We start from the raw sequence: 9,961 nt of genomic DNA on the forward strand, positions 1-9,961 counted from the left end.
ACGGAAAGGCGGGGGGGCGTCCGGTTTTGGGGGGGGGACTAACAGGACGAGCGGCGCTCCCTCACGCCACCGCCAACTCCGCCTTCGGCGAAAAGGAATCGCTTTGTGCGACCGGCCACCACTTCTCATACAACGAGTAGCGGTATTTCCCGTTGAGCAGATCGTCCGGCTCGAGATACTTGAGCAACTCGGACATCAACTGCACCTCATGCGACGACACTCGCCGCACGATGTGATGCGCGCGCAACTCGGCGGGGTGTTTCAACCCGGCGGCCTGAATGATTTCCTTCAGCGCATGCAGCGTGTTGTGGTGGAAGCTGAACACGCGGTCGGCCTTGTCCGGTACGACGAGCGCACGCTGGCGCACCGGGTCTTGCGTCGCGACGCCGGTCGGGCAGCGTCCCGTGTGGCAGGTTTGCGCCTGAATGCAGCCCACCGCGAACATGAAGCCGCGGGCCGCGTTGACCCAGTCTGCGCCGATCGCGAGTGTTTTCGTGATGTCGAACGCGGTGATCATCTTGCCGCTCGCGCCGATGCGAATCCGTTGCCGCAAGCCGATGCCAACCAGCGTGTTGTGCACGAGCAGCAGGCCTTCCTGCAACGGCACGCCGACGTGGTCGGTGAATTCGAGCGGCGCTGCGCCCGTGCCGCCTTCCGCACCATCTACTACGATGAAGTCCGGCAGAATGCCCGTCTCCAGCATCGCCTTGGCAATGCCGAAAAATTCCCACGGGTGCCCGATACATAGCTTGAACCCGGTCGGCTTGCCGCCCGATAACGTGCGCAAGCGGTCGACGAATTCGAGCAGCCCGCGCGGCGTCGAAAACTCCGAGTGCGTGGCCGGCGAAATGCAGTCGCGGCCCATCGGCACGCCGCGCGTCTCGGCGATTTCAGGTGTGATTTTCGCGGCCGGCAACACGCCGCCATGACCCGGCTTCGCGCCTTGCGACAGCTTGACCTCGATCATTTTCACTTGCGGTTCGGCCGCCTGCTTCGCGAATTTTTCCGCGCTGAAGGTGCCGTCGTCGTTACGGCAGCCGAAATAGCCCGACGCGATTTCCCAGATGATGTCGCCGCCGTGCTCGCGGTGATACTTCGACATCGAGCCTTCGCCGGTGTCGTGCGCGAAGTTGCCTTTCTTCGCGCCGAGGTTCAGCGCCATGATCGCGTTCGCCGACAGCGAGCCGAAGCTCATCGCCGACACGTTGAAGATCGACATCGAGTAAGGCTGCGCGCGTTCGGCGCCGACGACGATGCGGAAGTCGTGACTATCGAGCGTGGTCGGCGCAAGCGAGTGGCTGATCCATTCGTGCGCGACGGCCTTGACGTCGACCTCGGTTCCATACGGGCGGCTATCGACGTCGTTTTTTGCACGCTGATAGACGATGCTGCGTTGAGCGCGCGAAAACGGCTTTTCGTCGGTATCGCCTTCGACGAAATATTGGCGGATTTCCGGGCGAATGAACTCGAACAGAAAACGAAGATGGCCCCACAGCGGATAGTTGCGAAGAATTGCGTGCCGCTGCTGACCCAGATCGAAGAGGCCGAGCGCGACGAGTGCGAGCGGCACGGCGATCCACAGCCACGACATATGATGCGTCGCGGCGAGCGCCGCGCAAACGGCGAGGAGCGCGACTGCGCTCCACATGGCCAGATAACGTCGAGCAAACATGGGGACTCCGGTGCAGTGAAGATCGTCGCGGAGGGATCGCCGGCGCCGGCGGCGCGGACGGATCCACCGCGAAAGAAAACGAGCGACTGCCCGTCGGGAAAAGCGGACTGCCGGGAAAAGCGGACTGCCGGGAGACGCGAGCGGCTTTAACGCGCGCTCAGCAACGCCGCTTGTTGCGGCTCGCTCGCGGTTGGCTGCGCAGTCGCAGCATGTTCGATGATGCCGCCGCCGAGGCACACGTCGCCATCGTAGAGCACCGCCGATTGCCCCGGTGTGACAGCCCATTGCGCATCGTCGAAATTGAGTTCGAAGAGGCTTTCGCCGTAGTTCGCCGTCGTGAACGTGCAGCGTGCATCTGCCTGCCGGTAGCGGGTCTTCGCGCCGCAGGCGAAGCCCTCCGCCGGCGGTTCGCCCGCGACCCAGCTCGTGTTGCCTGCGCTAAGCGTATGACTCAGGAGCCACGGATGATCGTGACCTTGCGCGACGTACAGCGTATTCGACGCGATGTCCTTGCCCGCCACGAACCACGGCTCGCCGCTGCCTTCCTTGCTGCCGCCGAGACCGATGCCCTTGCGCTGCCCGAATGTGTAAAACGCAAGTCCGATATGCTCGCCGACCGTTTTGCCGTCGGTGGTTTTCATCGGGCCCGGCCTGGTCGGCAGATAGCGGTTCAGGAAGTCGCGGAACGGCCGTTCGCCGATAAAGCAGATGCCGGTGGAATCTTTCTTCTTCGCATTGGGCAGCGCGATCTGTTCGGCGATTTCGCGCACCTTCGTTTTGGGAATTTCGCCGAGCGGAAACAGCGTCTTCGACAACTGCGCCTGGTTCAACCTATGAAGAAAGTACGACTGATCTTTCGTATGGTCGAACGCCTTCAGCAGTTCGAAGCGGCCATTGTTCTCACGCACGCGCGCGTAGTGGCCGGTCGCGATGGTTTCCGCGCCGAGCGACATGGCGTGGTCGAGAAAGGCCTTGAATTTGATTTCGGCGTTGCACAGCACGTCCGGGTTCGGCGTGCGACCCGCGGAATATTCGCGCAGGAACTCGGCGAACACGCGGTCTTTGTATTCGGACGCGAAGTTGACCGCTTCCACGTCGATGCCGATCAGGTCCGCGACCGACACCACGTCGATCCAGTCCTGGCGCGTCGAGCAGTACTCGCTGTCGTCGTCGTCTTCCCAGTTCTTCATGAACAGGCCGACCACGTCGTAGCCCTGTTCCTTCAGCAGCCACGCGGTAACCGACGAATCGACGCCGCCCGACATGCCTACTACGACTTTCTGCTTGCTCATAAGATGCTCACTGGGTACTGCGAAACTTCATGGATCGTTGGTCGATGCTGACGCGCGGCTTTATCCGCGGTTACCTTTTCGGCCCGACCGAATGCGTATGCACGAAGTCGAGCGGGAAACGCCGGCCTGCCAGGTAATCGTCGATGCATTGCATGACGAGCGGCGTGCGGTGCCGTTCGGGGCAGGCGCGCAGTTCGTCGGCGCTCATCCACAACGTTCGCACAATGTCGGGATCGAGCGCGCGGGTTGCCTCGCGTTCGCCGCCGGTGCCGCAATAAGTGAAGCGCAAATACGTGACGCCTTCGCTGTCCGGCCGCTCGAAATGCGTCATGTACATGCCGACCAGCGCCTCGGGCGTGAACGGGTGCGCGGTTTCTTCGAGCGTTTCGCGGACCACGGCTTCCAGCAGCGTTTCGCCGGCTTCCAGATGACCGGCCGGCTGATTCAGGCGCAGACCGGCCGCCGTGTGTTCCTCGACCACGAGAAAGCGCCCGTCACGCTCGACGATGGCCGCGACGGTCACGTGCGGCAGCCAGGTTTCCGGTTTCATGGGTGCGCATTTTACCGTTTATAGGCACTCGCTGCCGGGAAGCGGGCGGCCGGCACGCCGGGCGGTTGGATCGCAGGCTGCGGGGCGCGCGGCTCGGACGCGACCCAGAACGGCCGCCGAACCCCGACACGCACGGTCCCGGGCGCGCCAGCCCACCGGCACCCCCGGATTGTCCCCGATTTCTGCCGCCCCCCATGTTTCGGGTAAAGTGAGGCGTTAGCCGTTGCACTTGCAAGCCGGCGTGCCTCGTCGGCCGATCTGTCGTCAAACAGTAAGTCGAGGAGGAAGCACGATGCACATCGGAGTGCCAGCCGAGACGCGCGCGCACGAAACCCGCGTCGCCGCGACGCCCGAAACGGTCAAAAAGTACGTGAGCCAGGGCCATCGGGTCACCATCCAGAGCGGCGCCGGTGCTGGCGCAAGCTTTCCCGACGACGCCTTCACAGCCGCCGGAGCGGAAATCGTCGACGCCGCCAGCGCGTTTGGCGCCGAGCTCGTCCTCAAAGTGCAGTCTCCAACCGAAGCCGAACTGCCGCTTCTCAAGCGCGGCGCAGTGCTGGTCGGCATGCTCGATCCGTTCAACGCAGAGAATGCGCTAAGACTGGCTGCGGCCGGCGTTACCGCGTTCGCGCTCGAAGCCGCGCCCAGAACGACTCGCGCGCAAAGCCTCGATGTGCTGTCGTCGCAGGCGAACATCGCCGGATACAAGGCCGTGCTGCTCGCGGCGACGCTGTACCCCCGCTTCATGCCGATGCTGATGACCGCGGCCGGCACCGTGAAAGCCGCGCGCGTGCTGATTCTCGGCGCGGGCGTGGCGGGCCTGCAGGCAATCGCGACGGCCAAGCGCCTCGGTGCCGTGATCGAAGCGTCCGACGTCCGTCCGGCTGTGAAAGAGCAGATCGAATCGCTTGGCGCGAAGTTTCTCGACGTGCCTTATGAAACCGATGAAGAGCGCGAAGCCGCCCAAGGCGTCGGCGGCTATGCGCGTCCCATGCCGCCCTCGTGGCTGCAGCGGCAGTCCGCGCTCGTCCACGAGCGCGCGAAGCAGGCCGACGTGGTGATCTCCACGGCATTGATTCCAGGCCGCGCGGCGCCGACGCTCATCTCAGTCGAAACCGTGCAGGCGATGAAACCCGGCTCCGTGCTTGTCGACCTTGCCGCGGGCCGCGGCGCGGACTATGAAGGGCAGCGCGGCGGCAACTGTCCGCTGACCGAAGCCGACAAGGTGGTCGTCAAGCATGGCGTGACGATTGTCGGCTACACGAATCTGGCCTCGATGGTGCCCGCCGACGCTTCGTCGCTCTACGCGCGCAATCTGCTCGACTTCCTCAAGCTGATCGTGACGAAGGAAGGCGCGCTGAATATCGACCTCGCCGACGACATCGTCGCCGCCACGCTGCTTGCCCGCGACGGCGAAGTCGCGCGCAAGGCATAAAACGAATCCACCGAGGAGAAACGGCGATGGAAGTGCTCAACCACACCGTCATCAACCTGATCATTTTCGTGCTGGCGATTTACGTCGGCTACCACGTGGTCTGGAACGTCACGCCGGCTTTGCACACGCCGCTCATGGCCGTGACGAATGCCATTTCGGCGATCGTGATTGTCGGCGCGATGCTGGCAACCGGCCTCACGCTCGGCACGCCGGGCAAGTTCTTCGGCACGCTCGCCGTCGCGCTCGCGGCGGTCAATGTGTTCGGCGGCTTCCTCGTCACGCGGCGAATGCTGGAGATGTTCCGCAAGAAAGAGCCGAAGAAGCTGATCGCCGACAAGAGCAAGGAGAACGCGTAATGAGCCTGAACGTCGTCACGCTGCTTTATCTGGTCGCGTCCGTCTGCTTCATTCAGGCGCTTAAGGGGCTGTCGAATCCGAAGACCGCGCGCATCGGCAATACGTTCGGCATGGTCGGGATGGCGATTGCGATTCTCACGACCATTGCCTTGATCGCCAAGCAGGCCACCGCGCTCGGATCGAATCTTGGCCTGGGTCTTGGACTGCTGCTGGTCGCTTTGATCATTGGCGGCGCTATCGGCGCGTTTGTCGCCGCGCGCGTCGAGATGACCAAGATGCCGGAGCTCGTCGCGGCCATGCACTCGCTGATCGGTCTCGCGGCGGTCTGCATTGCGTATGCGGTGGTGTCGGAGCCGGCTGCGTTCGGGCTCGTCGATCCGGAGTATCCGGTGCCGGGCTTTCTGCCTTACGGCAATCGCGTCGAGCTGTTTATCGGCACGTTCGTCGGCGCAATTACTTTTAGCGGTTCGGTGATCGCGTTTGGCAAGCTCTCGGGCAAATACAAGTTTCGCCTCTTTCAGGGCGCACCGGTCGTGTACGCAGGCCAGCACCTGATCAACCTGATGCTCGCCATCGCGATGCTCGGCTTCGGCATCATCTTCTTTTTTACGCAGTCGTGGCTGCCGTTCATCGTCATGACGGCGATCGCGTTCGTGCTTGGCGTGCTGATCATCATTCCGATCGGCGGCGCGGATATGCCGGTCGTCGTGTCCATGCTCAACTCGTACTCGGGCTGGGCGGCGGCTGGGATCGGCTTCTCGCTCAACAATCCGATGCTGATCATCGCGGGCTCGCTGGTTGGGTCCTCGGGTGCGATTCTGTCGTACATCATGTGCCGCGCGATGAACCGCTCGTTCTTCAACGTGATTCTGGGCGGCTTCGGCAATGAGGCGGGCGCGGCGGCAGCGGGCGGCTCGGCCGAGCAGCGTCCGGTGAAATCCGGTTCCGCCGACGATGCGTCGTTCATGCTCGGCAACGCCGAAACGGTCGTAATCGTGCCGGGCTACGGCCTTGCGGTGGCGCGCGCGCAGCATGCGTTGAAGGAGCTGACCGACAAGCTCGTCGAGAAGGGCATTGAGGTCAAGTACGCGATTCACCCGGTGGCGGGACGGATGCCTGGCCATATGAACGTGCTGCTCGCTGAAGCCGAAGTGCCGTACGACATGGTGTTCGAAATGGACGACATCAACGGCGAGTTCGGCCAGGTCGACGTGGTGCTCGTTCTCGGCGCGAACGACGTGGTGAACCCGGCCGCGAAGAACGATCCCAAGTCGCCGATTGCGGGCATGCCGATCATCGAGGCTTACAAGGCACGCACTGTCATTGTGAACAAGCGCTCGATGGCGGCCGGTTATGCCGGCCTCGACAACGACCTGTTCTACATGGACAAGACGATGATGGTGTTCGGCGACGCCAAGAAGGTGATCGAAGATATGGTGAAGGCGGTCGACTAGAAGCGTGTGGAGTCTCGCGGATTTTTGACCGTTGACGCGGGACTCCGTCCACACCGGAAGTCTGTATTTTTAAAATCCGGCCGCCGCGACGCATCGCTCGCGTTGTCGCGCTAGCGCGGCTTTGCGTTGACGTGCCGCAACAGGTCCGCGAGCCGCCTGCCTTGCTGGTCCGGATAAGGTTCGCGCACTTCCAGTTCCTGAATCCGCTCCAGTCCAAAGTTGCGGAAGTCGCCGCGCAATTCACACCACGCGCCTAGCGTCCAGCGCGCGCCCCAATACGCGAGCGCGAGCGGCCACACGCGGCGCTCGGTTGCCGCGCCGTTCGCATCGGTGTACGAAAAGCTCACCACTTGCCGGGTGTCGATTGCTCGATGCAGCGTGTCAAGCTGTGCCGAGAAATCACTCCTGATATGGAACGACGGCGCGAAGACAGCGAGTCTTTCGAGCGACGCGCGCTTGTCCGCCGGCATCGCCGAGGCAATCTTGGCGAGCGCGCCGCGCGCTCCGCTTGCAAAGTCGGCACCGCCCCAGGATTCCAGCATGCGCGCGCCGGCGGCGAGTGCTGCGAGTTCGTCGGCGGTGAAGGTGAGCGGCGGCAGACTCGCCGCGCGGCTCAGCCGGTAGCCAATGCCGGCCTCGCCCTCGATCGGCACGCCCGACAATTGCAGATCGCGCACATCGCGATAGACCGCAGCGAGATGTTGAGCCAGTCGGCGAGTTGTTGCGCGGTCGTCAGACGCCGGCCGCGCAGCAGTTCGGCGATCTGGAACAGGCGGTCGGCGCGGCGCGTCATCGTGGGCGTCTTGTAGAAGAGGACAGGGACAGTCCCGCGATGATAGCGCCGCATGCCGCGCTCCGGTCAGCGTTTCGGGCGCTGTGCGCGTGGTGTTTAGCGCTGCGCTGCGTGCACTCTGCGGCCTAGCCGTTGGTCCGCGAGTGCAGGCCGAGGCGGTTGCCTTCGGTATCGGTAAAGAACGCGATATAGCCGATATCCTGCGGCAGCTTGACGACCGGACCGTCGGTCTTGCCGCCGGCTTCTTCGATGCGGGCAAGAGCGGCGTCCACGGTCGGCTGCGCGTTCAGGTAGACGAGCACGCCGTCGCCGTTGGGCGTCATCGACGGACTGTGGACGATCGCGCCGCCCGTCGCCGGTTCTTCGTAGCCGAACACGGCAATCGGCTGGCCACCGATTTCCTGGCGATTCAATTTGACGTCGAGCGCGGTTTCATAGAAGCGGACGGCGCGATCGAAATCGACGGACGGGATCTCAAACCATGCAACAACTTTCGACGATGCAGACATGACACTCTCCTGTTGACCCGAGCCAGTGCTTCAGCGCTTGCTCTGGTCCCATGCAAGATGGTTCGGTGGATGGACGGCGGATAAGCCGTATAAAGCGCCGGATGGCGTGAGGAGAAGTGTGCGGGTGTGCTGCTGACAGCGTGGTGTCAGTAGGGTGCTAGGGGAGGAGTCGGGCATGCGGTTTCGGCGACGCGAAAAAAAACCGCGGGAGTCGGTTCCGCGGTTTCTTTGGCCTGCTTCTGCTTTTACTTGTGCTTCGGTCTGTGCTTGGGTTTATGAGGTGCGCAAGCCGCGCCTCTACGCCTGAAACGATGCGTGGCGAGCAGCTAGCGTCAATCGGCGGGCGTGTCGTTCTGCGGCCGCTGGCGCACGCTGCCTGCGATGAGGTCGAAGCGGAACAGTCGGCATTCGAGCGCGCCGTTGAAAAGCGGCGTCTTGGTCGATTCGCGCAGACGCAACTGGCCGGGCAGCTTGCGGTCCGAAGTCAGGATGAACGCGTGCCAGCCGGTGAAGCGCTGCTTGAGCGCGTCGCCGAGCGACTGGAAAAATTCGCTGTCCGGCGTTTCTTCCTGGGCGCGGCGGAAGCTGTCGTCATCGCGATTATCGCGGTTGCGCGGTTCGCGGATTTCGCCGCGCGCGTTACGTCCGCGCACTTCGATCCGTTCGCCGTACGGAGGATTCGCGACGAGAATGCCCGGCTCGGAACTCGGCGGCGTCATGCCGCGAGCGTCGACCTGTTTGAGCGGGATCGACGGCAAGCCTGCGCGCTGGAAATTCGCACGCGCTTTGTCGAGCATGTCGCCGGAAATGTCGCTGCCGAATATTTGCAGATCGGCGCGCGAGGTACGAGCGGCGTGCTTGGCGTCGAGCGCGGCGGCCTTCAGTGTTTGCCAGGTTTTGCTGTCGTATTGCTTGAGCTTTTCGAAGCCGAAGCGGCGCTCCGCGCCCGGCGCGATATTCAGCGCGACCTGCGCGGCTTCGGCGAGGAACGTGCCGCTGCCGCACATCGGGTCGTACAGCGGCGTGCCTGCATTCCAGCCCGTCAGACGCAGGATGCCCGCCGCGAGATTTTCGCGCAGCGGCGCGGCGCCCTTGTCGAGGCGCCAGCCGCGCTTGAAGAGCGGATCGCCGGACGTGTCGAGGTAGAGCGTGCAGTCGGTCGCCGTGAGAAACGCGAACACGCGGACGTCGGGCGTCGCGGTGTCGATGTTCGGGCGCGCGCCGCTGACTTCGCGCAGCCGATCGCAGATGGCGTCCTTTACGCGCAGCGTCGTGAATTCGAGGCTGCGCAGCGGCGACTTGATCGCGGTAACGTCGACGCGCAAAGTTTCGTTCGCGGAGAACCACTGCTCCCAACGTTGTTCGACGGCGAGCGCGTAGACGTCCTGTTCACTGCGATACGGGCGATGCGCGATTTTCAGCAACACGCGGCTCGCGATGCGCGAATGCAGATTGGCCGCCATGCCGGCCGCCCAACCGCCGCGGAAGTGCACGCCGCCGGGGACTTGCGACCCCGCCGTGAATGGCGCGCCGTTCAGATGTTTCGCGGCGATTTCGGCGAGTTCAGTGGCGAGCGAGGCTTCGAGGCCGCGCGGGCAGGGGAGGAAGAAATCAAAGGACATGGGGTGGGGCGAGCCGGTGGGCGTTGGGTAAGGGCGTATTGTACGCGGTTGGCTGGCGCGTTTTTTCGCTGACGGAATGAAGGCGAGCGGTTCGAGAGCAGACCTTTCCGACGAGCACGCAGTGCGAGGCGGGAGGTATGACTGCCTTGTCACAAACGCGGAGTGTGCGAGGGCACAGATTCCGGAGGTATCCGAAATCTTGTGTGTCGAGGTCGGTTAAAAAACCTCAGCTGATGGCGGAGGTGAACCGCTCGCCGAACAGGATGGCGAACTGATTG

At 63.5% G+C, this 9,961-nt stretch carries 8 protein-coding genes and 1 pseudogene; 3 read left to right on the forward strand and 6 right to left on the reverse strand.

Going from position 1 to position 9,961, the window contains the following annotated elements:
* Positions 1–61 precede the first annotated feature (61 nt).
* The 3 genes from J2W46_RS24090 to J2W46_RS24100 form a co-directional block, all read right to left on the reverse strand.
* Positions 62–1,672: an FMN-binding glutamate synthase family protein gene (locus J2W46_RS24090; RefSeq protein ID WP_288824505.1), complete on the reverse strand. Its 1,611-nt coding sequence runs from the start codon at positions 1,670–1,672 to the stop codon at positions 62–64.
* Between the two features lie 146 nt (positions 1,673–1,818).
* On the reverse strand, positions 1,819–2,964 hold the full coding sequence (gene mnmA, locus J2W46_RS24095) for a tRNA 2-thiouridine(34) synthase MnmA (RefSeq protein ID WP_020069662.1): 1,146 nt from the start codon (positions 2,962–2,964) through the stop codon (positions 1,819–1,821).
* A 70-nt stretch (positions 2,965–3,034) separates the two neighbouring features.
* The gene (locus J2W46_RS24100; RefSeq protein ID WP_020069663.1) at positions 3,035–3,514 is read right to left on the reverse strand and encodes an NUDIX hydrolase; all 480 of its coding nucleotides are present in this window, start codon (positions 3,512–3,514) and stop codon (positions 3,035–3,037) included.
* Between the two features lie 292 nt (positions 3,515–3,806).
* Here J2W46_RS24100 and J2W46_RS24105 point away from each other — a divergent pair, with 292 nt between their 5' ends.
* The 3 genes from J2W46_RS24105 to J2W46_RS24115 are packed head-to-tail and all read left to right on the forward strand — an operon-like array spanning position 3,807 to position 6,759.
* Positions 3,807–4,949, forward strand: a complete 1,143-nt coding sequence (locus J2W46_RS24105; RefSeq protein WP_087750851.1) for a Re/Si-specific NAD(P)(+) transhydrogenase subunit alpha — start codon at positions 3,807–3,809, stop codon at positions 4,947–4,949.
* Positions 4,950–4,975: 26 nt separating this feature from the next.
* Positions 4,976–5,305 carry an NAD(P) transhydrogenase subunit alpha gene (locus J2W46_RS24110; RefSeq protein WP_006047931.1) on the forward strand — a complete coding sequence of 110 codons (330 nt, stop codon included), beginning with the start codon at positions 4,976–4,978 and terminating at the stop codon, positions 5,303–5,305.
* Positions 5,305–6,759 carry an NAD(P)(+) transhydrogenase (Re/Si-specific) subunit beta gene (locus tag J2W46_RS24115; RefSeq protein ID WP_087750850.1) on the forward strand — a complete coding sequence of 485 codons (1,455 nt, stop codon included), beginning with the start codon at positions 5,305–5,307 and terminating at the stop codon, positions 6,757–6,759. The genes J2W46_RS24110 and J2W46_RS24115 overlap by 1 nt, the downstream gene beginning before the upstream one ends.
* A gap of 110 nt (positions 6,760–6,869) precedes the next feature.
* On the opposite strand, the pseudogene J2W46_RS24120 reads toward J2W46_RS24115, so the two are convergent.
* From J2W46_RS24120 to J2W46_RS24130, 3 genes and pseudogenes are all read right to left on the reverse strand, one after another.
* A pseudogene (locus tag J2W46_RS24120) lies at positions 6,870–7,606 on the reverse strand (helix-turn-helix transcriptional regulator).
* A gap of 71 nt (positions 7,607–7,677) precedes the next feature.
* Complete coding sequence (locus J2W46_RS24125; RefSeq protein ID WP_020069667.1) at positions 7,678–8,061, reverse strand: VOC family protein; 384 nt, start codon at positions 8,059–8,061, stop codon at positions 7,678–7,680.
* Between the two features lie 332 nt (positions 8,062–8,393).
* The gene (locus J2W46_RS24130; RefSeq protein WP_310356807.1) at positions 8,394–9,683 is read right to left on the reverse strand and encodes a THUMP domain-containing class I SAM-dependent RNA methyltransferase; all 1,290 of its coding nucleotides are present in this window, start codon (positions 9,681–9,683) and stop codon (positions 8,394–8,396) included.
* Positions 9,684–9,961 lie beyond the last annotated feature (278 nt).

It is taken from the genome of Paraburkholderia strydomiana (assembly GCF_031456815.1).
Taxonomy (GTDB): Bacteria; Pseudomonadota; Gammaproteobacteria; order Burkholderiales; family Burkholderiaceae; genus Paraburkholderia; species Paraburkholderia caledonica.